Below are 26,027 nucleotides of genomic sequence, written 5' to 3'. Positions count from 1 at the left end.
TTGGAGAGATGCTTTAAATAGCTAAATTCTACGATTCTGAGCTAAAGAGTTAGGTATTGCCATAGGTACAAACATAATAAATACTAAGAGTTACTTCTCAAGAAATTCTTAATTCCCCCAAATTTAAACTTAGTAGAAGGAAATCCAATGTTCCAAAGTACGGAAATCATGGTGGGACTCTATAAACCACTATTGTGGTTAGCACAGGTTTCAGCAGAACCCTCAAACGTCACACCAGAACAGGCATCAGTTCTCATTTCTGGGCCGCGCTTTTTTGTGGCTTTAATCTCCGGCGTGATTCTTGCCTTTGCTTTCCAATTAGTTCTAACTAATCTCTCCCTTGCAGCGGGTATTTCCTACCTGGGGCACTCATCTGATTCGGATTCAGATAATGGGGAAGTCGGAAGTTTGGGCGGCAGCATTCGCAAAATCGGCACAGCAGTGGGGATTTGGACATTATTCACTGTGACGATCGCCTTATTAATCGCTTCTTATTTAGCAGTAAAATTGAGCCTTGTGATCTCAGACCGAGGATTGGGAGCGATTCTCGGTTTGGTGATTTGGGGTGCTTACTTTTTGCTCCTAGTTTGGGTAAGTTCCACCACCGTCGGCTCCTTAATTGGCTCAGTTGTCAATACGGCAACATCTGGCTTTCAGGCGATTATGGGGACTGCTACCGCCGCACTAGGTGCCAAAGCTGTCAATAGCCAAGTGGTAGCCACAGCTGAAGCCGCCGCCGCCGCTGTCCGTCGAGAACTCGGAAGCGCCATCGACCCCGTAAGTATCCGGGAAAACATTGAAGATTACTTAGAAAAGATCCGTCCTCCAGAACTCGATGTATCGAAGATTCGGAGTGATTTTGAAAATTTACTCAACGATCCGCAATTAAAAGCGATCGCTGGGACTCCAGATATCCGCAACATCGACCGCCAAAAGTTTATCGAGTTAGTCAGTAGCCGCACCGATCTTTCCAAGAAAGATGTTACCCGCATTGCTGATACCTTGTATAAAGTTTGGCAGCAAGTGGTAAGTCAGCACCCACCCACCGAAGACCGTTTGGGTGAGTTGATGGATTATCTGAAATCACTTCCACCAGGACAAAGCAAAACAGACGAACTCAACGCCAAGTTGGAACGGTTATTAGCAGAAAAGAGTGGTTCCAAAGAATCTGACCAAAAGGCAGCTACCGGGCCAATTCAAAGTACACTCCAGCAAGGATTATCTGCTTTAACGGGCATTGTGTTGGGACGCACAGATTTGTCTGATTTGGATGTGGAAAAAATCTTGGGTAGTCTTACTAGCGCTAAAGATAAAGTCACCCAACAAGCAGATAAGTTAGGCTTGCCAACACCATCACAACCCTATAGCCCAATTCGGTCTGATATCGAAAACTACCTGTACAATACTTATGCTTGGCAACTGAGTCCAGAAAGAATTGCCCAGGAATTTCATGATGTCATCTACGACCCAGCAGCTGACCCTGGAATCGTCCGCAGGGAACTAGAACGACTATCCCGCAATGATTTCGCCAAAATTTTGCAACAACGAGGATTGCTGACTCAAAGTCAAATTCAACGCATTGCAAATCAGCTAGAAACTGTCCGCCAAGAAGTGCTAATAACAGTCAGAGCTGTTGAAGAAAGAGATATCGTCCAAGACTTGCAACGTGCAGTAGAAAGCTATCTGCTCGTTACTCCCAAGGCAGATTTGACATCTGAAGGCATCGAGCAGAATTTTAAACCACTGTTGGAAGACTCAGAGGCAGATTATGAAATCCTGACATTGCGACTAGCGCACATTGAGCGCCAAGAAATTCGGGAGATATTGTTACAACGTAATGATGTCCAGTTATATGAAGTAGACAGCATTCTCGATGAGTTGGAAAAACAACGCGATCGCGTCTTGGTAGAATCCAAAGGATTAGCAGAACAGGCACAATATCAAGCAGAAACCCTGTGGATAAATGTAGAATCATATCTGCGTAACACAGGCAAATCAGAACTGAATCCTGATGGTATCCGCGCCGACTTCAAAAAGCTACTGGAAGATCCGCAAGCTGGAATTAGCTCAATTCGGGCACGCTTGTCTCGCTTTGACCGCGATACTTTAGTGCAATTGTTGAGTCAACGGGAAGATTTGAGTGAAGATCAAGTTAATCAAATCATCAATGCTACTGAAGAGTCGTGGTACAGTATTCGCCACACACCCCAAGCTGTAGTCGATAAAGCTAAAGAGCAATACGATTCTGTGACGACAACGATCGCAGATTATCTACGGAATACTGGCAAACAAGAACTCAATCCTGAAGGTATTCAGCGAGACTTGACCAGATTGTTTGAAAATCCCAAAGAGGGAGCCGTTGCACTGCGCCGTCGCTTGTCGCAGGTAGACCGGGATACACTAGTGAAATTGCTCAGTCAACGCCAAGACTTGAGTGAAGAACAAGTCAATGAAATCATTGACTCCACCCAAACTTCGATTCGTAACTTTGTGCGTGCGCCTCGTCGCCTAGCTAGCCGTACACAACAAAGAGCAGAAACATTCAAAGCTTATCTGGAAGAGTATTTGCGCCAAACTGGTAAAGAAGAACTCAATCCTGAAGGTATCAAACGCGACTTGCAATTATTGTTGCACGATCCGCGAGTCGGCGTAGAAAGTTTTGGCGATCGCCTTTCCCAGTTTGACCGTGATACCATCATTGCCCTGCTGAAAATTCGGGAAGATATTTCTGATGAAGAAGCAGCACGGATTGCCGATAATATGGTGTCCGTAAGGGATCAATTTGTCGAACAAGTACGAAGCATTCAACGGGGCATTCAAGATGCAATTGACGGGGTTTTCGCCCGCATTCGTAACTATCTCAACTCCCTGGATCGCCCAGAGCTTAACTATGATAGTATCAAGCGCGATATTCGCACAGTTTTTGACGATCCCCAGGCGGGATTTGATGCCCTGCGCGATCGCCTGTCCTCCTTTGACCGTGATACCCTAGTGGCAATTATGAGTTCTCGTGAGGACATCTCCGAAGCAGATGCCAACCGAATCATCGACCAAATTGAACGGGCGCGCAACACAGTATTGCAACGTGCAGAACGCATACAGCACGAAGCCCAACGCCGTCTAGAACAGGTAAAGCATCAAGCACAGCGGCAAGCAGAAGAAACCCGCAAAGCCGCAGCTACAGCAGCGTGGTGGCTGTTTGCCACAGCATTCGTCTCCGCGATTTTCTCTGCATTAGGAGGAGCGATCGCTGTAGTTTAACAAGTTGTCTCCGCTAACTTTTCAGCCTCCCGGAATGGGAGGCTTTTCTATTTTAAGGACGTAGAGAAGAAAGTAAATAAAGAAATATGTATTGGCGAATTTTGTGTAATACCAATTGGAAAAAAATGCAACAAATAGACCATTTGTAGAGACGCGATTCATCGCGTCTTTACCCAAGGATGTGTCGCAATCGTTAATTGAATTGCTACAAGTATGTCTTTCAATATAGTTATATATGAATATCCTTTCCCGCTCTAATCTCAGCAATTAGATGGGTGAAAATAGAATTGGTTTAATGTTTTAATATTATTAAATAACTTGCAATCAAACCTCAGTCTATAATCAATAAATCACTCCGTAATTTTTGCGAGTTAATCACTATTACCTAAGTAGCAATCTCAAACAATGGAAAATACATTAATTGATAAAACCTTCCGTGACAGCAATGGCAAAATTGTTTTGGCTGAAATGCCAAACCCACCACTGATTCTTTGGATAGTAGCTAGTTTGCTAACCCTAGTTTTTACAGGTGGTAAAATCAATACAGTGTTAGACTTTCTGGCAAATGGCTCCTTGTTTACTTGGGCGTGGATGGAGCTATTTCAAGGCGTTAATTATTTTCGCAGAGCGCTAGGTCTTGCCGTATTGATTGCTATGATTGTATATAAAATTCAGTAAACATACATAATCAAGTAATAAATAATACTAATAATATAGGAGTTCTAAACTCCTTTTTTTGTCCAAAGTTCAAAATGTGAATAAAGTCATACTGAAATTATGACTTTATTACCCTGTGTTTTATTATTCAGCAATTTAAACTGAGAGCAATACAGCAAATCAATTAAGTCGTGTAACAAACAAAACTTACTGTAAAGTTAATGGGTAAGAATATCTGTTCACAAATTATTGATTAATGCTGTATAAAACTCAAAAAAATAAATTGATGGAGATTTGAATATGAAACGTATTCTATTAGGTGCATTACTTGCTCTCCCATTTGCAATTTCCTCCTTGCCGTCACAAGCATCAGCAGCAGAAATCATTGTTAGACCCAATGTTCATAGAACTGCTATTGTGCGTAAACCTGTTGTCGCTCGATATCAACGAAAGTTAATTCCTGCACATTGGGAAACAGTACGACGCGGTAACAGGTGGGTTAAGGTTAGAGTTCCTGCTCGTTATGTAAATGTAAGAGTGTAAAAGATTGTTTGAAAAGTAGTTAGCTGTGATTTTAGGCACTTGTTGATCCCCCCTAACCCCCCTTAAAAAGGGGGATTTAGGGGGATATAGAACGTTTTGTTACCGAGAAGATGACTTTTCAAAGATCCTCTAATATATAAATAGAGGCTAACAACCCTATATATAGCAAGTTCTAGGGGCAGGGTATACCGTGCCCCTACGGCTGTATTAAAACGAGAACTGCTATAAAAAGTAAATAAAAGTAGTTGATGTAAGTCAATTTAATCAGCATGAATATATATCAAAGTTCTTGGCTTTTCAAAAAAATTCTGATATTTATACTGGGAATTAGTTTAGTGACTGCCTGCGATTCCATTCAAGCTGATGAAAAAAGTATAACTAAAGAAAAAATCTTGATTGGCGATAATTATGGAGAACTATACGATCAAGGAAAGTTACGCACTTACTATTTTTACACTCCAAAATCTTATAATCTAGACCGCTCGATGCCGTTAGTTTTAGTGTTTCATGGAGATGATGGTAATGGTCAATCTATCAGTAATGTGACCCGCTTCAATGAATTAGCAGATAAAAAAGGATTTATTGTTGTTTACCCAGATGGAATTGACCAAAAATGGAGTCTTAGAGGTAATGCTCAAGGAAAGGTGGATGATGTTTTGTTTGTCAGTACTTTGATTAATCATCTTCAGCAGCAACTCAATATTGATAGTCATAAAATTTATGCCACCGGTTTTTCTAGAGGTGGCATACTTACCCAAGCACTGGCTTGTAAGTTACCTGATAAAATTGCTGGTTTTGCATCAGTAGCTGGTTCGCTCCCAGCCAGACTAAAACCTAGCTGCCAGCCTGAAACTCCCATATCGATGTTAACGATCAACGGTACAAACGATCGCGACGTACTTTATGAAGGTAACGATCGCACTCAACGAGGAGCGCTGGTTTCGATCTCAGATATGGTAGAGTTTTGGCGATCGCACGATCGATGTACCTTATCTAATCAATCTCCGAATTTTTCTGAAGATAAAGTGAAAACCGCTATCTACACAGGTTGTAGTGGCAACTCAGAAGTCTGGCAGCTAGCGGTAGTCAACGGTGGACATTTCTGGCCTGGTGGTTCTTCAACTGACGAGAACCTAAACAAATTCAACGCCAAGCTGGGGCTGAACGCCAGTGAAACAATTTGGAACTTTTTTCAGCGTCACAGTTCATGAGTAGCTAATTTTTTAAACACCATTTTGCTTAAACCATGCCAAGAGGCGTTTCCAACCATCCTGAGCTTCTTTTTCACGGTAGGAAGGGCGATAATCGGCAAAAAATGCGTGGGGTGCATTGGGATAGACGATAATTTCAGATTTGCTACTGCTGGACTTTAAGCGATCGCGCATCTGCTCTACTGTATCAAGAGTAATACCTGTATCCTTCCCACCATAGAGTCCGAGAATAGGGACTGTCAGTTTTGATGCAATATCGACGGGATACTTGGGCTGAAGTTCGGTAGCATCGCCCACAAGTTTCCCATACCAAGCTACACCTGCCTTCACCTGGGGATTATGTGCAGCATATAACCAAGTAATACGACCGCCCCAACAGAAGCCTGTAATTCCTAATTTCTCGCCATTACCCTTAGCTGACTTCTTTGCCCACTCTACCGTGGCATCAAGATCGGATAATACTTGGGCATCTGGTACTTTGGCGACAATTGGACGAATTTCGTCTATATTGCTTAACTTCGAGACATCACCTTGCCGCACAAATAATTCGGGTGCGATCGCTAAATATCCCAACCGAGCAAAGCGACGAGTGATATCCTGGATATGTTCGTGTACACCAAAAATTTCTTGGATTACCAGAACGATGGGGAAATTATCACCAGTAGCTGGTGCTGCTCTATAGGCAGGAATTTCGCCATCTTTGACCGGAATTTTCACTGCACCAGCTACTAGCCCCTTGGCATCAGTAGTGATGACTCCAGCAGAAATGGGTTGTACTGCGAGGGCGAAACCTGTCGCCACTGTAGCTGTTGCAATAAATTTGCGGCGCGTTATTTCTTTCATCATCTCTACGTTGAATTACTAAGTTCCCTTATATTTAGGTTACTGTATGGTCAAATGCGCGGAGGGGTAGGTGTACAAATTTCATACCCAAAAAAAAGTGCTTCTATCTCAATACCAGCAAGCGTTTCACCCCACTAATTGTCTAAATTCATCCGCGCAATCTCTGAAATGCTTACAATAATTGAGTTTCAGCCTTCAACCTTTCCCGACACTCTTCCCAAAGAAATTCTCTAATGCTATGATTGCTCTAGAATCGCGCAACCGTACCTTGAAAACTAAATATAGCTTGGCTTTCAGGCTCCCGCTTATTGCAATTAATCAAAATCCCTATTAGGGATTGAAACTCTGGTTGTGATCGCATTTCTTAAAACTGCCCATATATTGCAATTAATCAAAATCCCTATTAGGGATTGAAACGCTTTTGCAGCTTCAGATAATTCCGGTGAAACGTATTGCAATTAATCAAAATCCCTATTAGGGATTGAAACCTTGGTAAATTGTATTGCGATCGAGGTATTTCTTATTGCAATTAATCAAAATCCCTATTAGGGATTGAAACTAAGGGCTGCTTCTGTTGATGACATGATTATTGAATTGCAATTAATCAAAATCCCTATTAGGGATTGAAACTCCTCATCACTTTGCCCAGGATACCAAATAGCTATTGCAATTAATCAAAATCCCTATTAGGGATTGAAACGGAAGCTGCGAGGTAGGTGAGTGCGTTCAGTCTTGATTGCAATTAATCAAAATCCCTATTAGGGATTGAAACCGCACATCAGTGCTACGATATCCATTCAGTGCCATATTGCAATTAATCAAAATCCCTATTAGGGATTGAAACGATGCTATCACCCAAAAAGACCTCAAGGATTATTTAGAATTGCAATTAATCAAAATCCCTATTAGGGATTGAAACTGGTAATACCCCGGCTCAATGGAAATAGCTTCAAAAAATTATTGCAATTAATCAAAATCCCTATTAGGGATTGAAACACTAATCCACTAATTCCACCCGCTACCTGCTGACCATTGCAATTAATCAAAATCCCTATTAGGGATTGAAACAAGTTCATCGCAATCGCTATCGATCTCATCCTCATATTGCAATTAATCAAAATCCCTATTAGGGATTGAAACATATTAGTTCCTGCGTCATTTTTTCACCGCCTACCTGCTTAAGTACTATATAACAATCATCTCTACTTTATTAATAGCAGAGTCTCTTAGAGGATGTTTTAAAAGTCATGATTGATGTATCAAATATTTTTACCCCACCCTAACCCTACCCGATATATTGGCTACGGTGTACACACAAGTGTTGGTGCAGTGTATCTATCCCGCCTCGGAATAAATTCCGAGTCTCATAGCGAAAGTCTTCTTTTAGATGACTAAACAAGAAATTTAGTTCAGTCCACGCTTAGTGGACTTTAGCTATCAGCCCAGAACTAAAGTTCTGGGCGTAATATTTGCTCAGTGTGCGACTTTCACTTGAACAGAAATATTGGGTGGGTAGGATTTTTAGAGATGTGTGTACACCGTAGCCTTATAAAGGGGAGGGAACTAGATTATTTTCCGGTTTCCACCCTTGTAAAGGCTACGGTGTATACACAAGTCTGAAATAGTTTACTCACCTGGTTTTTCGCGTCAGTTTTACCCCACCCTAACCCTCCCCTTGGAAAGGGGAGGGAACTAGATTCTTATTTCCCCCCTTTATAAGGGGGGATTAAGGGGGGTAATTTATACCGTAGCTTGTAAAGGGGGGATGTATGGGGGGTAATCATTCTATTAAAATCACAGCCAACCATTTTTAAAACATCCTCTTAGCTGCTATTAATAAAGTAGTATTATTCACTTATTCGCCTGTATCACTTGCAAACTTCCACCTGCATATAAAGTAGACTTACTCACTTCAAAGCCAGTCTTAGCTAACAACTCAGCTAAATCAGTTTTTAACAATTCCCAAGCTGTTTCCGTCTCAAACAACAACAAAAACACCGATATCCCAGGCCAAAATATCGGATTTGTCGGAGCGTGAAAATCCACCAGCGTAAATACTCCTCCTGGTTTCAGCACTCGATAAACTTCATTAATAATTTTTCGTAATTGCTGAGGCTGCATCTCGTGTAATGCAACGCTGGTATGCACCACATCAAACAGATTATCTGCAAATGGCATCTCCTCGGCAAAAGCTTCTATGTATGAAGCTTCCGGTACATTTAGCCGCGCCTGTTGCAAAGACTTGGGCGAAGCATCCAAACCTGTTACATTTTGTGAAGTTTTTACTAAAAACTCCGTCGTTTGACCACTCCCACAACATAAATCTAAAACCTGGGAATCTGAGTGAATTGTTAAGCCTTGCAAAGCAAGTTGCCTAAAACGCGCCTCACCACCTACACTTAAGGCTGCTAAACGAGAGATACCATCATATAACCACTGATAACGGTAACTCCAATCTCTTAAAATTGTTGCCATTGCATATTTCCTTGCTATTAAGCTTTATATTTAATAAAGATATATTGTTAACATTAGTAAAAAACCTGAAAAGATTGGGGGAAAGTAACTGCTATGGGTCGTGTAGGCGTCTTATTACTCAATCTCGGTGGCCCTGATAAGCTAGAAGATGTCGGGCCGTTTTTGTACAATCTCTTTTCCGATCCGGAAATTATTCGCCTACCATTTCGCTGGTTGCAAAAGCCCCTAGCCTGGTTTATTGCCACGCGGCGAACCAGAACATCTCAAGAAAATTATAAGCAAATTGGTGGTGGTTCCCCATTGCGGCGGATTACAGAAGCCCAAGGGGAAGCTTTAAAAGAACAGTTAGGTTTTTTGGGGCAAGAAGTTAATATTTACGTGGGAATGCGTTATTGGCATCCCTATACAGAAGAGGCGATCGCACAGATTACCCAAGATAAGGTAGAACATCTGGTAATATTACCACTATATCCCCAGTTTTCTATCAGTACCAGTGGTTCCAGCTTCCGGCTTTTAGATAAGCTTTGGCAAGAAGATCCAAAACTTCAACCGGTTGATTACACCGTCATTCCTTCTTGGTATAAACAACCAGGCTATCTCCAAGCAATGGCGGAACTCATAGCCCAAGAACTTGAGCAATTCCCCAACCCGGATGATGTTCATATCTTCTTCAGCGCTCACGGCGTTCCGAAAAGCTACGTTGAAGAAGCAGGCGACCCTTACCAGGCGGAAATTGAAGAATGCACTGCGTTGATTATGCAGACTCTCAATCGACCCAATGCCCACACCTTAGCTTACCAAAGTCGTGTTGGCCCAGTAGAATGGCTGCAACCCTATACTGAAGATGCCCTCAAAGAACTAGGCGCAGAAGGTGTGAAAGATTTGGTTGTCGTGCCTATCAGTTTTGTCTCAGAGCATATTGAGACACTACAAGAAATTGATATTGAGTATCGAGAAGTAGCCGAAGAATCAGGAATTCACAACTTCCGCCGTGTACCAGCTCCTAATACCCATCCAGTATTTATTAATGCACTAGCCGAATTAGTGATTGATGCGCTGAGAAACCCCAGTTTCAAGCTTTCGCAAGCTGCCCAAATGAAAAAAATGGTAAAGATGTACCCTCAAGAGCGTTGGGAATGGGGTCTGACGACTAGTGCTGAAGTATGGAATGGTCGGATTGCGATGCTGGGTTTTATTGCCTTAATCGTAGAGTTGATTACCGGTCACGGCTTCTTGCACATGATTGGGCTTTTGCAGTAAATGAAAAGAGTTGGGAGTTAGGAGTTAGGAGTTAGAAGTTAGGAGTTTTAAATTTTTCTCGCTAACTTTTCACTTTTAACTTCATTCCTAACTTTTCTGCCGATACCAGTCATACCACTGCTTCGCACTACGAACTGCAAACCAGAGCAGTATTAAAGCAATTACTCCTCCTTGCCAAGGAGCATCAAAGGCAAATAGTACTAGAGCAATGCACAAGGTATCTTGAAGGAAGACTGCCCACAACGGTAAGCCACGTAACCGATAGAACCAACCAATTTGGACGAGCTGGAGTACCAAAGCTAATAAACCTCCAATTATGGCAATCAGCCAGTTTGGGGTTGCTGTTGCGGTAGCTACTCCTAACCCCATAATTGCCCCTACAAGGGGAGACATGAATAACTGAACCACTTGGAGCCATCTTTGCCCCCAGAGCTTTTTTGAGGCTAATAATTCAATTAATGACCAACTGGTGAGGCAACATAATAATATTGGTGGAGAAATGTGAGATAAAATTGGAACTTGTGACCACAAGTTGCTACCTTGCAATAACCCAATAATTAGCAAAGGTATGCCTATTCTCATTCCTGCTGCCGCAGAGGCAGAAAGTGTGGCTAGGATTTCAATCATCAAAGCACTCGTAATATTAATAAATAACTAAGTATTTGTTATGTATACTACCCAGTGCTAGCAATAATTCGAGCATCAAACAGATTGCAATATTAAATTTTGTTGGTATCTTTATATATTTTTTTTGATAATATCTGCGTATTTTTTGGGTTACAGGTTTGTAGTAAGCGCTTAAGCGCTTACTACAAGCAAATTAGTCCTAAATACCTAATCGTTGGTAAACTTCTTCTAAATGCCGCAGATGTTGCTGGGGGTCGAAACAAACCTCTAATTCTGCCAAAGACAATTTTTGGGTAACACGCGGATCTTTGCTAACCAAGTCTTGAAAGTTTCCTTCTGGCTGATTCCAAGCAGCGTGAGCGCTTTCTTGAACGATCGCATAAGCCTCTTCTCGGTTGCTTCCCTTGTCTATCAAAGCTAGTAGCACTTTTTGGCTGAACACAACGCCGCCGTAACAGTTGAGATTGCGTTTCATGTTCTCAGGATACACCAACAGGTTTTTGACCAAATCGGTTATTTCTGACAACATAAAGTGGGTCAAAGTACAAGCATCTGGCAAAATTACCCGTTCTACAGAACTGTGAGAAATGTCCCGCTCATGCCATAAAGCAACGTTTTCTAAAGCTGCACCGGCATGACTTCTGACGAGTCGTGCCATTCCCGTCAGTCGTTCCGAACGGATGGGGTTGCGCTTGTGTGGCATGGCTGAGGAGCCTTTTTGACCTTTGGCGAAAAATTCTTCAACTTCCAAAACGTCTGTTTTTTGGAGATTACGAATTTCTACAGCAAAGCGATCGATGGTTGCGGCTACCAAAGCTAATTGTTGCACGTAGTCGGCGTGGCGATCGCGGGAAATAACTTGGGTTGAGGCCGTATCGGGTTTGAGTCCGAGTTTTTGACAAGCGATCGCTTCTACACGCGGTTCAATATTCGCATAAGTTCCCACCGCACCAGAAATTTTACCGACAGCGATCGTTTGACGGAGTATTCTCAGGCGTTCTTGGTGTCGCAACACTTCTGCTAACCAACCAGCTAGCTTGAAACCAAAAGTAATCGGTTCAGCGTGAATACCGTGCGATCGGCCAGCCATCACTGTATGACGATGTTCCCGTGCTTTTTGGCGAATTACCTCAATCAAATCTTCCAGACGTTGCAACAATATATCCAGGCTGGCAACTAATTGCAATGCTAAAGCCGTATCCAAAACATCCGAACTAGTTAAACCCAGGTGAATGTAGCGTCCGGCATCACCAACATATTCATTGACATTTGTCAAGAAAGCAATGACATCGTGGCGGACTACAGCCTCAATTTCCAGCACCCGCTTTGGATCAAAATCTGCCTTGGCCTTAATTTCTTCAACTGCTTCAGATGGAATGTAACCAAGTTCAGCTTGAGCCTCACAAACAGCAATTTCCACTTGCAGCCAAGTTTTTAGTTTATAGGCTTCACTCCACAGATTAGCCATTTCGGGCAAAGTATAACGCTCAATCACAGTTCGGCACAGAATACAACCGTCATATTTTACAGTCTAATTAATGTCTAATTAATGTAGATCGCTTTTTAACGCTACTTTTTTCTCAGGGACGATACTAGTTTTTGCATCGGACATGATAATACTAATCCTGCCGTCAGCCTCTATATACGCAAACTTCACATCAGCCAAAAATTCTACACCTTGCTGACGTAACTTGCTCATCAACTCATCATCTGTAATTAACTCTCGTTGCAGATGGCGCTCAATCATCCGACCATTTTTTACCAGTAGCAACGGTGGCGGATTCAGAAAACGTTGGAACTGGGGAAGTTTGTAACCCAACCAGTTCAGCAAGTAACTCCAAAAAATCACTGTTCCTACCAGAATAGCGCCTTCAGTAATTGATGTGTAATTACTTGCCATAGCATTTTGAGCAGCTTCCGCAAATAGCACAACTACGAGTAAATCAGTAATTCCTAATGTTCCTAATTGTCGGCTAGGAAGTAGTCTTAGCACTGAGAACAACGCTAAGTAGACTAGCGATCCGCGGATAATCAACTCAAAGATGCTGATGCTAGGAATAAAAATTGCTTGCCAATTGATAAAAAACCATTTTTCCATTAGCACTGATTTTCTTCCTTGTTCAATAGAATTCTGGAAAAAATCCAGTATAAAAAGGAGTCAGAATTCATAATTGCTGAATACTTTACTCATCAACTGTGGCAAGAAGAACTAATTCACTGGGCTGGATATTAGATACTTCAATATCTATCAGATTTACAAATATAAATCTCCAGTAATTAAGGATTAAAAACGCTGATTTTTTCTTCTCTGCTTTAAGCGTTTGGGCTTTCTAAAATACTGAAAGAAGCGATTAATAAAGCGAGAAGATGGTTTTTTATTAGTTGATGCTTGTTCTCTTGGAGCCTTGCCATTATAGTTTGTGTTATCAGATATATGTACAGCATTTTTAGTTGGAACTATGCCCCTTCCATGCCTTCGGGAATAAACTTGAGTAAATTCTGCACCGAAGAAAAGAATCTGTGCGGCATAGTTAACCCAAGCCAAAATTACCACTAGTGAGCCAGCAGCACCATAAGTCGATCCAAAGCTGCCATTACCTAAATATTGTCCTAATAAAAATCTCCCAATAGAGAACAAAACTGAGGTGAGAGAAGCCCCAACTAAAACATCACTCCATGCAATTTTGACATCTGGTAGAACTTTAAAAATTAGTCCGAACAGCACTGTTGTGATTGCAAAAGAGATGATTAAATTGGCAATCTGCCAGATGAAATCAAAACCTGGTAACAGATTACTAAAGTATGTTACTAATGTTGCTAATATCGTACTAATTACTAGAGAAACTAAAAGTAAAAAGCCAATTCCGATCACCATTGCAAAGGACAAAACGCGGAGGCGAATCATGTTATTTATGCCACGTCCAGGTTTGGGTTTCACTTCCCAAATCGTGTTCATAGCATCTTGCAACTCAGTAAATAAGCCTGTAGCACCCACTAGTAGAACTACAACACTAATAATCGAAGCGATCGCTCCTGTCTTTGGTTGGTTAGCATTTTTGATCGCTGTTTCGAGAAACTTTGCGCCATCTACCCCGACTAAACCTTGAATTTGTCCGACAATTTGACCTCTTGCCGCTTCCTCTCCAAATACTGCACCTGCGATCGCAATTACAATAATTAGCAATGGTGCAATAGAAAAAATCGTGTAATAAGCTAACGCCGCCGCTAACCGTGAGGCTTTATCCTCACTCCATTCTTTGAATGTCTCTTGTAATAACTTCCAAATTTCTTGCAAATTCATCCAATCAGTCTCCTTGTAGGGGATGTTGCTTAGTCCCTGATATATTGGATACTGATTTACTGAGTTTTGACATCCTCCCAAGGGTATTTGTGAAGCGTTCTTGGGGAGGAATTTAGAATTTTATAGTGATATGACAATGCAATGTCTAAGAGGATGTTTGAAAAGTCATGATTGATGTATCAAATATTTTTTTACCCCACCCTAACCCTCCCCTTATAAAGGGGAGGGAACCGGATTTTCTTGTTTCCCCCCTTTATAAGGGGGGATTAAGGGGGGTAATAATTCGATTAAGATCACAACATACGGAATGACTTCAATTTTTTCCAGATGTTGAACCAAAAGCTGGTTAAGTTTCAAGAGCGCCTGTTCGCGGGTTGCTGCTTCGACATGATACTGTGGAAGTTCCAAGATAGATGCGATCATGCTACCATCTTCTCTAGTTTCCAGCAAAATATTGACTTTTAAATTTGTGGTCTGTGATTCTGCTGAGGTGCTGATTTTCATAAAGTTTGGACTCTGAACTCATTTATTAGAATCATAGCTTTAGCCTTGCTGTTCTAGCTGCTGGTAGGTAGCACGAACTATCTGCGTCAACCTTTAACAGATTTAAGTCATCATCCAAGAAAACTACTGCATTCTATCTATCGTGCGATATTGAATTGCTTCTGCTACATGATTGGTTTTTAGCTCATCTTCTCCTGCTAAATCTGCAATAGTCCGTGCTACTTTGAGAATGCGATCGCTAGCTCTTGCCGATAAGCCTAATTTTCTAATTGCTGCTTCTAATAAATTGCGGCTAGGATCGTCTAACTTGCACCATTTCTGGAGATGACTACTTTGCAAATGGGCATTGCAACGCAGATTTGCTTCTCCTTGGAAACGGGTAATTGCGCGATCGCTTGCTTGTTGGACTCGTTCGCGTACTGATATTGATGTTTCTCCCGTCGGTTGTTGGGTAATTTCTTCTGGTTTCAAGCGATTGACTGCAACTTGTAAATCAATTCGATCCATCAACGGCCCAGAAAGTTTTGCCCAATATTGCTCGCGTTGGCGGGGAGAACAAGTACATTGTTGAATCGTATCGCCATAGTAACCGCAAGGACAAGGATTAGTACTCGCCACCAAAGTAAACTGTGCGGGAAACATTACCGATAATTTGGTGCGGGAAATTGTGACATAGCCATCTTCTAGAGGTTGACGCAGAAATTCCAGCACATCACGTTTAAATTCCGTGAGTTCATCTAGGAACAGCACACCTCTGTGAGATAATGAGATTTCTCCAGGACGAGGGAAGCTACCACCGCCAACTAGAGAAGGCCCGGATGCCGAGTGGTGGGGACTGCGAAAAGGGCGATCGCGTACCAATGAACCACGATTTTTCAATAAACCAGCTACCGAATGTATGCGAGTCACTTCTAAAGATTCGGCAAAACTCAACGGTGGTAAAATTCCCGGTAAGCGCCGTGCCAGCATCGTCTTCCCACTACCAGGCGGCCCGACAAAAATGAGTTATCTATAGCTCTTAAAAACAATTCTTTAAAGTAAACAACAACAACTTGACAAGTACATTTGCACTGTGTAGACTATTTAAAATTGAGCTATTCAACACAGTCCATAAAGTCTACAAAGTAAATGAAAGTTCAAAGGGTACGCATCCCCAATGGCGAGAAAGTAACCTGGATTGTACTAGGGGATGATTATTTGCCCGTAGAACCAATTCGGCAGTATCTAGCTTATTTAGAAAACATTGAGCGATCGCCAAACACAATTAGGTCTTATGCTCACCACCTCAGTCTTTATTGGGAATATCTTCAAACCTACGATTTGGATTGGACACAAGTTAGCGTAATTGAGCTTGCCGAATTTATGGCATGGCTTAGAAGTCCTAATCCTCAAGTTGCATCAATCCAAGAAATGGTTGCCAAGCGTACAGAATCAACTGTAAACGTGATTCTGACTTCAGTCTGTATGCTTTACGATTTCCACGAAAAAACGGGTAAAGTACCGCATATTCCTCTCTATCGGTCACAGGTTATGCCAGGAAGGAAGTATAAAAGTTTCTTGCATCACATAACTAAAAGCAAATCGATAAGAACTCGTTTACTCAAACTCAAAGAACCAAAGCATTATCCAAAAACACTTTTACCTGAACAGGTCAAGCAACTTATTGATAGTTGCAAGCGAATTAGGGATAAATTTTTGATTTGTTTACTGCATGAAAGCGGTATGCGAATTGGGCAAGCACTAGGTCTAAGGCATGAAGACATTCAGTCTTGGGATAATCTTATCAAAGTTATCCCTAGAGACGACAATGCTAATGGCGCTCGTGCTAAAGGTAACTCTCCTTACAATGTCGATGTCACTAAAGAGTTGATGGGACTTTATAGCCAATATTTACAAGATGAATTCATGGAAATACTTGGTGATGACCTAAGTGACTATGTTTTTGTAAATCTTTGGGATGGAGAGATTGGCTCCGCAATGACATACAACAATGTCATAGATTTGTTCAATCGCCTCAAAAAGAAAACTGGGATTGCTGCTCATCCTCACATGCTTAGACATACACACGCTACAGAACTAGTTCGTGAAGGCGTGGAAATGGCTTATGTCCAGAAGCGACTAAACCATGCAAGTATTCAAACCACAATTGACACCTATGTTCATGTCAACAACGAAGACATGAAAAGAGAATATAACCAATATTTGAACAATAGACATGACGCAGAATCAGCCAGTAGCTCAGAAACAGAATAAAGTCTATCAATTTATCAACTGCCCAAAGTGTAAAAGCACCAGTTTCAGAAAAAACGGAAAAAATTTATCTGGTACTCAAAGTTATATATGTAAGCAGTGCAATAAAACTTTTACACCGGAGGCACTGGCTTTAATTCAAGAATCAAAGGAAGTAAGTGTTAATCCTAAATATGAGTATTCTAAAGATATTTGGGATTGTCGTGCATTGGGAGTTGAGGGTGGTGTAGGAAAATCCAGTTATAAGCTAAATTTCGTTCCTATAAAACAAGACTGGTTGAAAGAGACAGCGAAAACTTATTTAAAAGTTTGCTTGAGTTCTATCACATTCGCTTCTGTGCAAGAAAAACTTTGCTCAATTAGAAGATTATCAAAGTTCTTTTCAGAAAACTACCCAGATATTACTCCAGAGAATATAAACCGCGATATCATCACCGAATACACAATATATTTAGCAGGTCAAAAATTAGCATCAAGTACCCGATACAAGCTTATTAGTGATACAAAATTGTTTTTTGATTCTGCTTATCAATATCAATGGCTTGATGTCCGAAGGTATTTGGTTCGTCCTGAAGATTTTCCTAAGATAGAAAAAAGACTCCCTCGCTACATTCCAGAAGAAGTAATGCAGCAACTTAATCAATACTTGGATGATTTGGCAGAGCCAATAATGCGAATGATATTAGTATTACAAGAGTGTGGGATGCGAATTTCAGAGCTAGTAAATCTTAGCTTTGATTGTTTATTGCAGGATAAATCTGGAGATTGGTTTTTAAAATATTATCAATTCAAGATGAAAAAGGAAATTACTATACCTATCTCAAGAGAGGTTGTAAGAGTAATTCAAGAACAACAAAGATACATCCGTAAGCATTTTAATCAAGAAGAATTTAACTATTTATTCTGTGCAAATGTAGGGGCAGTCAGACCTGATTTTATTCCATCCCCTCATGTAATGCTGCGGAAAACGTTACCCAGTCATCTTAACCGTTTAGCTAAAAGAAGAAATATTTGCGGTAACTCTGGTAATTTGTGGCATTTTCAAAACCACCAGTTTCGTCATACAGTGGGAACACGGATGATAAACAATCGTGTCCCTCAGCACATTGTTCAGAGATATTTAGGACATGAATCTCCTAATATGACTGCTGTTTATGCCCACATCCATGACCAGACAATGAAAGAAGAAATTGCCAAGTTTCAAGGCAAAATTGTCAATATTTCAGGGCAGGTTGTCGAGCCAAATAATATAGAAGCAGACATAGCTGATTTGCAGTGGTTCAAGAAAAATATTCACGCACAGGCGTTACCTAATGGGTCTTGTGCCCTGCCTAGCATTTCCCAAGGATGTCCCCACGCTAATGCTTGTTTAACCTGTACTCATTTCCGAACTACTTCTGATTATTTAGCGGAACACAAACAACAGCTAGAGCAGACCAATCAGATTATTCAGAAAGCGGAAGCTAATGGATGGGTGCGCCAAGTTGAGATGAACCAGAAAATTAAAACTAATCTAGAGAACATCATTTCCGTGTTAGAGGTGGATGCAAATGACGCTTGAGCGCAATATTGATGGACTACGTGGCAATGCTCAAAGGAAACGCCAGGAGGCATTCGAGAAAGTTGAGCAAGGAATTCAGAAACTCATCAAAGAGCAAAAAGTTATAAATTTTAATGCTGTTGCCAAAGCTTCTGGGCTTAGTAAAGCTTGGCTTTATAAAGAGCCTGATATTAAGGCTCGGATAGAACATCTTAGGGAAAATAACTCAAAAATCAAGGAAATACCACCAAAACAAAAAAGCTCCGATGCTTCCAAAGATGCAATCATCAAAACTCTTAAAGAAAGAATTAAAAGGGTTGAAGCTGAAAATAGGGGGTTGCGTGACCAGCACGAAGCAATTTATGGTCGCATCCTTCAAGCTTCTGAAATAGAGCAGCGATTGGAGAGACTAGAAGCAGAGAATACTAAACTCAAGAAAGAATTAGAAGCGTGTCTTACTCAACTACCATCTCAGCCACAATCATTCTCAGCAGCTAATAAGTCCGATACTACAACTCTTTTAAGAAAAACACCAAAAAAGGAGATTAGCGATGCTATTAGAGATGAGTTAAGTTCTATGGGTATTAAGCTTAGTACCACCCTCGCTTCTAAGATACGAAACACTACCGAAGAAGTAGTATTGAATGCTATTGAAGCACTAAAAGAGCAGCTACAGCATAAGATAATTAGAAGTCCTGGGGCATGGCTGTGTAGTGCAATTGATGACGCATGGGAACCTAATCAACCCCAAGGCGTTGAAAATCATACAGCAGACTTATTTAGTGAATGGTATGGCTTGGCAAGAGAATTTGGAATTGTAATTGGGAGTCGGAAGGAGGATGATGACTCTATCTGGGTTCAAGAAAACACTGGGCATTGGTTCTCATTTGAAGAATTTTCATCAAAGTGGACAATTGAATATTTGCGCTTAAAATCTAAATAGCAGGATTCTCCTAATTAAAAAATCTAATTGGAAGAATCCTCTTTTTTAATGTGTAAATTTACCGAAGACATAAACTACATATTAAAGTAAATTTTACTAATTAATAAAAGGTAAGATTTCTTACCTTTTAGCAATATTGTTCTAATAAAAGGTGAGAAATCTCACCTTTTAGCAATATTCTTCTGTAAAAGGTGAGAAATCTCACCTTTTAGCAATATTCTTCTAATAAAAGGTAAGAAATCTTACCTTTTACACAATTACTATAGAACAAGAATACATGAGTCTTTCAAAAATTTCTTATCAATTATTTGAAGTTATTGTTCAGCAACGTATTTGTGATGGATATATCAATTCTACCCAATTATGCAAAGCACATAAAGAAACAACGGGAGAAGAAAAATATCCAAAATATTGGTTGTTGCTAGATTCCACCAAGGCAATATTAGTGAAGCTATCAGAGGTTACTAATATACCTATAGAAAACTTAACAGAGGTCATCTCTGGCAGAAATGGCGGGACTTGGTTGCACCCAAGGTTAGCTGTTAGATTTGCTATGTGGTTAAGTGATGATTTCTCGCTCCAAGTAGAGGATTGGGTTCAAAAGTGGTTTACAACCGAACAAAACCCAGTCCAAATTTCATTTAGTGAATTAAACAATCTTGTTGGATTGTTGGACACTGCTATACAAGCGGCGGAGATGACTCACACGATTCTGCATGGATTAACCTACTTTCTGAACAGAGCAAGAGAAAATCTGGAAATAATTAGAGATGTTCAGGATACAGAAAATATAATTAATAACAGCATTTATCAGCAGCAAGTAGAAAAGGCTGAAAATAGACTCAATAATTTGGCTGATAGAGTTGACAATCTTAAAATGATGAATGTTTCTCAAGAAAGCAAGGTTATACAGACAATTGATTTAGATATAAAAGATTATCAAAAAAGCAAGGAAGCTGTATTGCAGATTTGCAATCAGTCATATAATTCTAAATTGATTGAATTTTTATTAATTCAACCTGACACTGAATCAGATGGTTCTGCACCTGTTTTACTGGAATTTAAACAAGGCACATTAACAGTCAACTACAAAAAACTAGATTCTCAAATCAAATCAATATTAAATATTACTAATAATGCGAATGAGTCTGTGATTGTAATTGATTACAATCGCTTAAAAACTGAGATTTTAAAATCAAGGGATGGAAGCATTACTTTAGATGCATACTCAGACCAATTATATTTGTACATTGATTATGGTAGCCGTTTAGAAACTGTAACAATACCTAATCTTAGAGAAATTGTTGATTCTGATATTTGGAGCATTAATGATTTTTGGTTCCCTTATGTTATTGAAATCGATGAGAAACTGATAAAACAACTTAAAATAAAAGTATTGTATGATAACCCTGATACAAGCAAACAAAGTTATTATTGGGAAGCTTTTATCATTGGTAGCAATATATGGATTTCTCACTGTTCTACAATTGCTGCTGGTCAATGTAAAACAACATTATCTTATAGAGATCCTGAAAGAGAAACCTTTCGTTTTCAATTACATGAAAGCGTTGTTGAGCTTATAGCTACCTTTGATCAAATAAAATTGAAAATGCAAATAGAATATGATATGACAAGAGCTTTGATAAATTTAAATAATAATACTTATTTGTTGACTCAAAAAATTAATAAAGAGCATACATACTCTTACGACCATCCTTATTATTCTCCTCCTGAATCGCTGTTTGAGAGGAATCATGGCATAAATGTAAGTAAATCAGATTTTTATAAAGCTATAGAATCTTTTGCGTCTGCTGGCTCGGAATATGTTAACTTAAACTTTCAAAATGATGGATTGCATATCAAAGATGCCGACAAAGAAACATCGAGAGTGATAACAATTAAAACGAATATATCAGTTTATATTGTATCCGTTTTATCCATTAATTTATTATTAAATATATTAAAAGCATTTGAAGGGAATAACGTGTGCTTTGCTTTTTATAAGACAAGTGAATGTTACAGTTATGCCCAGAATTTTTTGCATATAGGATATCGTACTTATATAGATTCTTCCAACCCTATATATGTTTGGTATTCTATATTAGAGGCTATTGAGTTATCGGACAAAATCCGAAACTCTAATGGAAGCTCGTGTGAATCTGTAATTACTGCCGAGTTTAAACCTGTGTATTGGAAGGTCGAACAAGGAAAAAATTCTGATGGTTCTGAATATATTTTAGAAGCAGTGCAAAAGTCACCACATCAACGCTTCTGCCAGCTTCAGATTAGAACAATCTGCCCTTAAATCAAGAGCCAGATAACGTTTACAGATTTTTGTATAAACTTTTTTTAGAAAACTATTGCCATCCAAGCAAGCAAGTGTTAGCTTGGACTAACAAAGGGAAAGGACGTGTATAAACCTCTCTAAATCCCTAACAAAATTTATCACCAAACCCTAAACGGGGGAATCCTGTTTAGGGTTTTTTAGTTATAGGAGGATTATGGAATCACAAAAAGAAAGTCTTGACCATCAGTTGAACATCAGATTGTCTGAGCGTGAAAGACAAGCTTTAGAAATTATTTCTAAAGCAACAGGCCAAAGCAAAACAGCACTAGCTCGGTCTTTAATTACCCCAACCTTGATAGCGTTCCTATCTGCTATCCAATCCCAAAATATTGAGCTAAGTAGCTAGATTATATACTCACTACTTAGCTTCGTGGGCGATGCTTAGAGCCGGGGCGGCCTCCTAAACCATCCTTCGGAGGGTGCAATTCCCTCATCGTCCAAACCTGCCAATATTATATCGGTAGTTGAAATTAATGTCCCTATTGCTAGAAAATCAGTTAGATTTATTTAAAGCTTAGTAGGTAAAAATGCTATGAGTGATATTGCTGAATCTGAAGTAGTTACAGCTATTGCTTGTGATATTCCTCTTGGAGAATCAGTTCTAGATGCTTATATGTTGCCTGACGGCGAAAAGCGTTTTGGAATTGAAGGTATTGGTATCGCTTTAGGTCATACAAATCGCTGGTTTTACAACCGCACAAAAAGACAGTCAAAATGGCTGCAAATCTTACAGGGTATTGGTTTTACAGGCGCACAACTTGATTTGAAAATAATTAGAGAATTCGATGGTAGAAGTGTAAGAGGTGCGTCTAAAGCAAAAACTATAAGCTTACGCGATTTTGTAAAAGTTGTAACCTGCGAAGCAATTGGTCAACGTAATATTAAAGCTATTATTCTTCTTGCCGCTTTTGCTGAAACAGGATTAGAAAAAATACTGGACGATGCTTTTGCTGGGCGTTCTATAGAATTTCTACTAGAAAAAATTGTTCATTACAGTAAATGGACTTACGAAGAACTGGAAGAAGTTCTCAAGTATAACCGAGAAGAGGTTGCATTTCTTTATGCTTGGAGTGGGCGAGACTTATCAAAACGTAAAAATCCCAATTCCTTTTTATCTTCACAGAAATGAATGTTTTGAAAACATCTCCACATTGTGGATATGTCTACGACGTGGAGATACTATCAGTAAAGGGTTGCAATTTTTTAGCTATAGATAAGAATACATTATGCCCACCAGCCGCAGCAATTTCTAAAGCACGACGCCCATGAGCTTGTCCTTTCACATCATGCAAATCTGCGCCAGGGTAGGATACTGTTGTTGTCTGTGTTGTACTATCTATCTGCACAGGTTTGTAACGCCCTGGATTATTTAAAAAATCCACCACCTCAGACAAATGCTTGCAGCCATAAACAGCCAAATCTTCAACTACCGCCGCTTCTTGGGCATTATCAGCAGGGAGAACTAAACCTGCAATTCCCATCTTTTGGGCTGCTGCTGCGATCGGTAATACACCAGCCACGGGACGCAAACTACCATCCAAAGAGACTTCGCCCAAAAATAGATAATCTCCCAACAAATCAGCGCTAACTTGCTCAGAAGCCGCTAAAATTCCTACACTAATAGGCAAATCGAAACAGGGGCCTTCTTTGCGTAAATCTGCCGGAGTTAAATTAATTACTATCTTTCGCATTGGAAAGGCAAAGCCAGTATTTTTCAGAGTTGCTTTGACTCTTTCTCTTGATTCTTGAATTGCTGAATCTGGCAGTCCCAAGACAACAATTCCCGGTAATCCTCCTGACACATCGACTTCCACGCCAACTTTGACGGCATCGATGCCTACAATTGATGCACTCCAGACTCTAGCAAGCATTGCTTATATAACAGTAAACCTTTAGAATCTCTAGCAGATGAGTTGGTAAATTGGCATTAGTAAAACCACATAGACGATTTTTTTGAATTACAGCAGTTTTCATCTATTTGAACCACATCTGTCGTAAGTTATCACAGCGGTGCATTGGTGTCAACTTAAGCCGAAAACTATATGGGACAGGCGTTTTACAAATCCCTCACGCCCTCATCCCCTCTTCTCCCAAGGGAGAAGGGGAATTGAATGTCTAGCTCCCCTCTCCCTTGGGAGCTACGGTATACACACAAGTCTCAAATAGTTGAAAAACCCAAGGTTTTACCCCACCCTAACCTTGGTTTTGCCTGCGCGATACTCAGCGACTGCCTCACCTGCCACTTTAGCAAGGAAAATTTGGGACTTTGCAAAGGGTCTTATCCCATTGAACTTCATCTTCAAGTTCTTCTAGAATCATTAGAGCGATCGCTTTCATCTTCAGAAACCCAACATGAACAAGGATCAAGCGTTGGGTTTCGTTCCTCAACCCAACCTACAGATGTTATAAGTATTTAACCGAACCTGATATCAGGGGTAAAAGATTGACCACCAATGCGATCGCAGAGCTTGTGAGAAATGCGGGAGTCGTTAATTGAATTCGGGCAGTCGTTGATTGAATTCGGGCAGTCGTTAATTGAATTCGGGCAGTCGTTAATTGAATTTGGACAGTTGTTGATTGAATTTGGACAGTTGTTGATTGAATTCGGACAGTCATTAATTGAATTCGGGCAAACCCCAATAATTTACATAAAGCTATTCAATATAATTATGCTAACCACAGTCATTACACCCTACCCCCAACCCCTCCTCGCAAGCGGGGAGGGGAGACAAAGCGTAGCTTTGGCGGGGTGGGGTTCTTCGGGTTTAATAAGCAATCAAGCGGACATGATGTTATTAGAAGTGACAAAATTGTTAAAAACCCTCGGCGTTTCATAATTGTTTGTAATTTAAATTGCAGAAAATTTTGCCTGATAGAGAATATTTATCAGGTTTTTGGCAATTTTTTAGTTTTGGGTACTAAATTAAACACGGTAGGGACGCACACTTATGCGTCCCTACCGTGTAATCAAGTTTTAGATGCTGAAACTTTAGCTTGTTATTACCGCCAATGTTGAGGTATTTTCAGGTTTTCCGGTAGGATGGTTGTGCGATCGCCAATTGCTTGTTCAATCTGCTGTGATTCTACATTTTCCGAGCCACTCAAGTTGGCTCCACAGAGATTAGCTTCTTGGAAATTAGCTTCTTGGAGGTTAGCTGTACTCAGTAATGCACTGTCTAGATTAGCGCCAGCCAGTTTTGCTCTTTGCAAGTTACTGCCAATCAGGTTTGCATCTTGGAGATTGCTACCCTCGAAGTTGACTTCTTCTAAGTTGGCATCACAAAGGATTGCTCCTTCCAAGTTGGCATCACAAAGAACTGCTCCTTCTAAGTTGGCATCACACAGAACTGTGCCTTCCAAGTTGGCATCGTAAAGGATGGCTTGAGAAAGGTTCGCTTTTCTAAGAACTGCGCCTTGAAGATTGGCTTCTGGGAGGATTGCTTTTTGCAGGTTGGCTTCATAGAGGATTGAGCCACAAAGACAGGTAACAGATAAGTCTGCTTCAGAGAGGTTTACTCTGGTAAAATTGACCCATTGCAAGTTAGCCCCGACGAAAATTGCTCTAGAGAGGTTAGCTTCCGTTAAGTCTGCATTGCTGAGGTCTGTATTGCGTAAATCGAGTTTCTGATTGACTGGATCTTTATATGAATCGCGTCTGCCAATGACAGTTAAGGCTGTTTGAATATCTGTAGGAAGTTTTGATGATTGCAGTGACTCATCCTCATATTCCCTATTCACTGGGGCATTCTCGCGGATAAAAGCAGCGAGGATTTCCATGATTGTCCAATGATCTTTCGGAGAATCCTTGGCAATTCGTTCTAAAGCATAAATTGCGGCAAATCGCGTTTCAATCTTTTCATTTCCCAGTTGTTCAATCGCTTTAGAAAAGCGTTCAGAAACAATTTCTTGTGGAGCTAATGGTGTCTGATTGATACAATTTACGATATTGTTATCCCAAGCTATTGTTCCAGACAGGAGTTGCGTTAACAAGCTGTGATTCTCATCCAGAGAGAGTCTAGAGGTATAGTAAGCATTAAGAATTAATGCCAATCCCCCAATAATTATGGCAATGGTTGTTAATGCTTGAGTGATGTATTCAATTTTTTCTTGATTTGAAAATCCTTGAATATTTTCAAAAAATAATATAATTAGACTGAATGATAAAATAAATATAACTGAGACAAATGCCAACAAAGTCGTGAGTCCATTGGTCTTTATGAAAGACATGTCATAAGTCTTCATATCCGACTCCTTACGGAAGTAAA

Annotated in this window: 21 protein-coding genes, 2 pseudogenes and 1 CRISPR repeat array; of the genes and pseudogenes, 12 read left to right on the top strand and 11 right to left on the bottom strand. The window is 40.3% G+C overall.

Translation table 11 applies throughout. The features are described 5' to 3' along the window. The first annotated feature begins 147 nt into the window (after window positions 1-147). The 4 genes from V7K61_RS04995 to V7K61_RS04980 all read left to right on the top strand — a co-directional run bounded on the left by V7K61_RS04995 (window position 148) and on the right by V7K61_RS04980 (window position 5,672). On the top strand, window positions 148-3,261 hold the full coding sequence (locus V7K61_RS04995) for an MFS transporter (protein WP_335051484.1): 3,114 nt from the start codon (window positions 148-150) through the stop codon (window positions 3,259-3,261). Between the two features lie 405 nt (window positions 3,262-3,666). Further along, window positions 3,667-3,939: a hypothetical protein gene (locus tag V7K61_RS04990; protein ID WP_335051482.1), complete on the top strand. Its 273-nt coding sequence runs from the start codon at window positions 3,667-3,669 to the stop codon at window positions 3,937-3,939. A 279-nt stretch (window positions 3,940-4,218) separates the two neighbouring features. After that, complete coding sequence (locus tag V7K61_RS04985) at window positions 4,219-4,461, top strand: hypothetical protein (RefSeq protein ID WP_335051480.1); 243 nt, start codon at window positions 4,219-4,221, stop codon at window positions 4,459-4,461. A 335-nt stretch (window positions 4,462-4,796) separates the two neighbouring features. Next, entirely contained in the window at window positions 4,797-5,672 is an 876-nt protein-coding gene (locus V7K61_RS04980) for an extracellular catalytic domain type 1 short-chain-length polyhydroxyalkanoate depolymerase (protein ID WP_335051478.1), read from the top strand. Between the two features lie 12 nt (window positions 5,673-5,684). Here the strand turns inward: V7K61_RS04980 and V7K61_RS04975 are convergent, their stop codons facing one another. Both V7K61_RS04975 and V7K61_RS04970 read right to left on the bottom strand, forming a co-directional pair. Further along, complete coding sequence (locus V7K61_RS04975) at window positions 5,685-6,515, bottom strand: dienelactone hydrolase family protein (protein WP_335051515.1); 831 nt, start codon at window positions 6,513-6,515, stop codon at window positions 5,685-5,687. A 307-nt stretch (window positions 6,516-6,822) separates the two neighbouring features. Beyond that, window positions 6,823-7,655: direct repeats of the CRISPR family, unit length 37 nt; unit sequence ATTGCAATTAATCAAAATCCCTATTAGGGATTGAAAC. Between the two features lie 711 nt (window positions 7,656-8,366). Beyond that, complete coding sequence (locus tag V7K61_RS04970; RefSeq protein ID WP_335051476.1) at window positions 8,367-8,990, bottom strand: class I SAM-dependent methyltransferase; 624 nt, start codon at window positions 8,988-8,990, stop codon at window positions 8,367-8,369. A 93-nt stretch (window positions 8,991-9,083) separates the two neighbouring features. Here V7K61_RS04970 and hemH point away from each other — a divergent pair, with 93 nt between their 5' ends. Beyond that, window positions 9,084-10,250, top strand: a complete 1,167-nt coding sequence (hemH, locus tag V7K61_RS04965; RefSeq protein ID WP_335051474.1) for a ferrochelatase — start codon at window positions 9,084-9,086, stop codon at window positions 10,248-10,250. An 87-nt stretch (window positions 10,251-10,337) separates the two neighbouring features. Here hemH and V7K61_RS04960 read toward each other — a convergent pair whose 3' ends face one another. The 6 genes and pseudogenes from V7K61_RS04960 to V7K61_RS04935 all read right to left on the bottom strand — a co-directional run. Further along, window positions 10,338-10,877 carry a DUF4126 domain-containing protein gene (locus V7K61_RS04960; RefSeq protein ID WP_335051471.1) on the bottom strand — a complete coding sequence of 180 codons (540 nt, stop codon included), beginning with the start codon at window positions 10,875-10,877 and terminating at the stop codon, window positions 10,338-10,340. A gap of 199 nt (window positions 10,878-11,076) precedes the next feature. Then, window positions 11,077-12,372, bottom strand: coding sequence for an adenylosuccinate lyase (gene purB, locus V7K61_RS04955; RefSeq protein ID WP_335051469.1), 1,296 nt, complete (start codon window positions 12,370-12,372; stop codon window positions 11,077-11,079). Between the two features lie 51 nt (window positions 12,373-12,423). Then, complete coding sequence (locus V7K61_RS04950) at window positions 12,424-12,975, bottom strand: DUF421 domain-containing protein (protein WP_335051467.1); 552 nt, start codon at window positions 12,973-12,975, stop codon at window positions 12,424-12,426. 186 nt (window positions 12,976-13,161) lie between these two features. After that, the gene (locus V7K61_RS04945) at window positions 13,162-14,178 is read right to left on the bottom strand and encodes a YihY/virulence factor BrkB family protein (RefSeq protein ID WP_335051464.1); all 1,017 of its coding nucleotides are present in this window, start codon (window positions 14,176-14,178) and stop codon (window positions 13,162-13,164) included. Window positions 14,179-14,391: 213 nt separating this feature from the next. After that, a complete protein-coding gene (locus V7K61_RS04940) occupies window positions 14,392-14,682 on the bottom strand; it encodes a hypothetical protein (protein ID WP_335051462.1) in 291 nt (96 codons plus the stop codon). Between the two features lie 123 nt (window positions 14,683-14,805). After that, window positions 14,806-15,687, bottom strand: a pseudogene (locus V7K61_RS04935) (YifB family Mg chelatase-like AAA ATPase); the annotation flags it as partial. A 123-nt stretch (window positions 15,688-15,810) separates the two neighbouring features. Here V7K61_RS04935 and V7K61_RS04930 point away from each other — a divergent pair. The 6 genes from V7K61_RS04930 (at window position 15,811) to V7K61_RS04900 (ending at window position 22,891) form a co-directional block, all read left to right on the top strand. After that, complete coding sequence (locus V7K61_RS04930; RefSeq protein WP_335051460.1) at window positions 15,811-16,935, top strand: tyrosine-type recombinase/integrase; 1,125 nt, start codon at window positions 15,811-15,813, stop codon at window positions 16,933-16,935. After that, the gene (locus V7K61_RS04920; protein ID WP_442936292.1) at window positions 16,898-18,493 is read left to right on the top strand and encodes a tyrosine-type recombinase/integrase; all 1,596 of its coding nucleotides are present in this window, start codon (window positions 16,898-16,900) and stop codon (window positions 18,491-18,493) included. The genes V7K61_RS04930 and V7K61_RS04920 overlap by 38 nt, the downstream gene beginning before the upstream one ends. After that, window positions 18,483-19,415, top strand: a complete 933-nt coding sequence (locus V7K61_RS04915) for a DUF6262 family protein (protein ID WP_335051458.1) — start codon at window positions 18,483-18,485, stop codon at window positions 19,413-19,415. Before V7K61_RS04920 ends, V7K61_RS04915 begins: the two co-directional genes overlap by 11 nt. Window positions 19,416-19,692: 277 nt before the next feature. Further along, window positions 19,693-21,720, top strand: coding sequence for a KilA-N domain-containing protein (locus V7K61_RS04910; RefSeq protein ID WP_335051456.1), 2,028 nt, complete (start codon window positions 19,693-19,695; stop codon window positions 21,718-21,720). A 196-nt stretch (window positions 21,721-21,916) separates the two neighbouring features. Continuing rightward, the gene (locus tag V7K61_RS04905; RefSeq protein WP_335051454.1) at window positions 21,917-22,108 is read left to right on the top strand and encodes a hypothetical protein; all 192 of its coding nucleotides are present in this window, start codon (window positions 21,917-21,919) and stop codon (window positions 22,106-22,108) included. Between the two features lie 186 nt (window positions 22,109-22,294). Next, window positions 22,295-22,891 (top strand): hypothetical protein, encoded by a 597-nt coding sequence (locus V7K61_RS04900; RefSeq protein WP_335051452.1) that lies wholly within the window; start codon window positions 22,295-22,297, stop codon window positions 22,889-22,891. 91 nt (window positions 22,892-22,982) lie between these two features. Here V7K61_RS04900 and V7K61_RS04895 read toward each other — a convergent pair. After that, window positions 22,983-23,633: pseudogene (locus tag V7K61_RS04895) on the bottom strand (magnesium chelatase domain-containing protein); the annotation flags it as partial. A 240-nt stretch (window positions 23,634-23,873) separates the two neighbouring features. Between V7K61_RS04895 and V7K61_RS04890 the strand changes: the two are divergent. Further along, window positions 23,874-24,179 (top strand): hypothetical protein, encoded by a 306-nt coding sequence (locus tag V7K61_RS04890; RefSeq protein WP_335051450.1) that lies wholly within the window; start codon window positions 23,874-23,876, stop codon window positions 24,177-24,179. Here the strand turns inward: V7K61_RS04890 and V7K61_RS04885 are convergent. Both V7K61_RS04885 and V7K61_RS04880 read right to left on the bottom strand, forming a co-directional pair. After that, window positions 24,166-24,378, bottom strand: a complete 213-nt coding sequence (locus tag V7K61_RS04885; RefSeq protein ID WP_335051448.1) for a hypothetical protein — start codon at window positions 24,376-24,378, stop codon at window positions 24,166-24,168. The genes V7K61_RS04890 and V7K61_RS04885 overlap by 14 nt on opposite strands. A gap of 384 nt (window positions 24,379-24,762) precedes the next feature. Continuing rightward, window positions 24,763-25,989 carry a pentapeptide repeat-containing protein gene (locus V7K61_RS04880; RefSeq protein WP_335051446.1) on the bottom strand — a complete coding sequence of 409 codons (1,227 nt, stop codon included), beginning with the start codon at window positions 25,987-25,989 and terminating at the stop codon, window positions 24,763-24,765. Window positions 25,990-26,027 lie beyond the last annotated feature (38 nt).

This window comes from Nostoc sp., assembly GCF_036918015.1.
Taxonomy (GTDB): Bacteria; Cyanobacteriota; Cyanobacteriia; order Cyanobacteriales; family Nostocaceae; genus Nostoc.
This window is presented reverse-complemented; position numbering and strand designations above follow the sequence as displayed.

Excerpts from the sequence above, each read along its gene's own strand:
- V7K61_RS04905 (WP_335051454.1), top strand. The coding sequence starts at position 21,917 with ATGGAATCACAAAAAGAAAGTCTTGACCATCAGTTGAACATCAGATTG.
- hemH (WP_335051474.1), top strand. The coding sequence starts at position 9,084 with ATGGGTCGTGTAGGCGTCTTATTACTCAATCTCGGTGGCCCTGATAAG.
- V7K61_RS04880 (WP_335051446.1), bottom strand. The coding sequence starts at position 25,989 with ATGTCTTTCATAAAGACCAATGGACTCACGACTTTGTTGGCATTTGTC.
- V7K61_RS04975 (WP_335051515.1), bottom strand. The coding sequence starts at position 6,515 with ATGAAAGAAATAACGCGCCGCAAATTTATTGCAACAGCTACAGTGGCG.
- V7K61_RS04930 (WP_335051460.1), top strand. The coding sequence starts at position 15,811 with ATGAAAGTTCAAAGGGTACGCATCCCCAATGGCGAGAAAGTAACCTGG.
- V7K61_RS04950 (WP_335051467.1), bottom strand. The coding sequence starts at position 12,975 with ATGGAAAAATGGTTTTTTATCAATTGGCAAGCAATTTTTATTCCTAGC.
- V7K61_RS04990 (WP_335051482.1), top strand. The coding sequence starts at position 3,667 with ATGGAAAATACATTAATTGATAAAACCTTCCGTGACAGCAATGGCAAA.
- V7K61_RS04920 (WP_442936292.1), top strand. The coding sequence starts at position 16,898 with ATGACGCAGAATCAGCCAGTAGCTCAGAAACAGAATAAAGTCTATCAA.
- V7K61_RS04940 (WP_335051462.1), bottom strand. The coding sequence starts at position 14,682 with ATGAAAATCAGCACCTCAGCAGAATCACAGACCACAAATTTAAAAGTC.
- V7K61_RS04910 (WP_335051456.1), top strand. The coding sequence starts at position 19,693 with ATGAGTCTTTCAAAAATTTCTTATCAATTATTTGAAGTTATTGTTCAG.
- V7K61_RS04890 (WP_335051450.1), top strand. The coding sequence starts at position 23,874 with ATGTCTAGCTCCCCTCTCCCTTGGGAGCTACGGTATACACACAAGTCT.
- V7K61_RS04885 (WP_335051448.1), bottom strand. The coding sequence starts at position 24,378 with ATGACTGTCCGAATTCAATCAACAACTGTCCAAATTCAATCAACAACT.
- V7K61_RS04985 (WP_335051480.1), top strand. The coding sequence starts at position 4,219 with ATGAAACGTATTCTATTAGGTGCATTACTTGCTCTCCCATTTGCAATT.
- V7K61_RS04900 (WP_335051452.1), top strand. The coding sequence starts at position 22,295 with ATGAGTGATATTGCTGAATCTGAAGTAGTTACAGCTATTGCTTGTGAT.
- V7K61_RS04970 (WP_335051476.1), bottom strand. The coding sequence starts at position 8,990 with ATGGCAACAATTTTAAGAGATTGGAGTTACCGTTATCAGTGGTTATAT.
- V7K61_RS04995 (WP_335051484.1), top strand. The coding sequence starts at position 148 with ATGTTCCAAAGTACGGAAATCATGGTGGGACTCTATAAACCACTATTG.
- V7K61_RS04960 (WP_335051471.1), bottom strand. The coding sequence starts at position 10,877 with ATGATTGAAATCCTAGCCACACTTTCTGCCTCTGCGGCAGCAGGAATG.
- V7K61_RS04915 (WP_335051458.1), top strand. The coding sequence starts at position 18,483 with ATGACGCTTGAGCGCAATATTGATGGACTACGTGGCAATGCTCAAAGG.
- V7K61_RS04945 (WP_335051464.1), bottom strand. The coding sequence starts at position 14,178 with ATGAATTTGCAAGAAATTTGGAAGTTATTACAAGAGACATTCAAAGAA.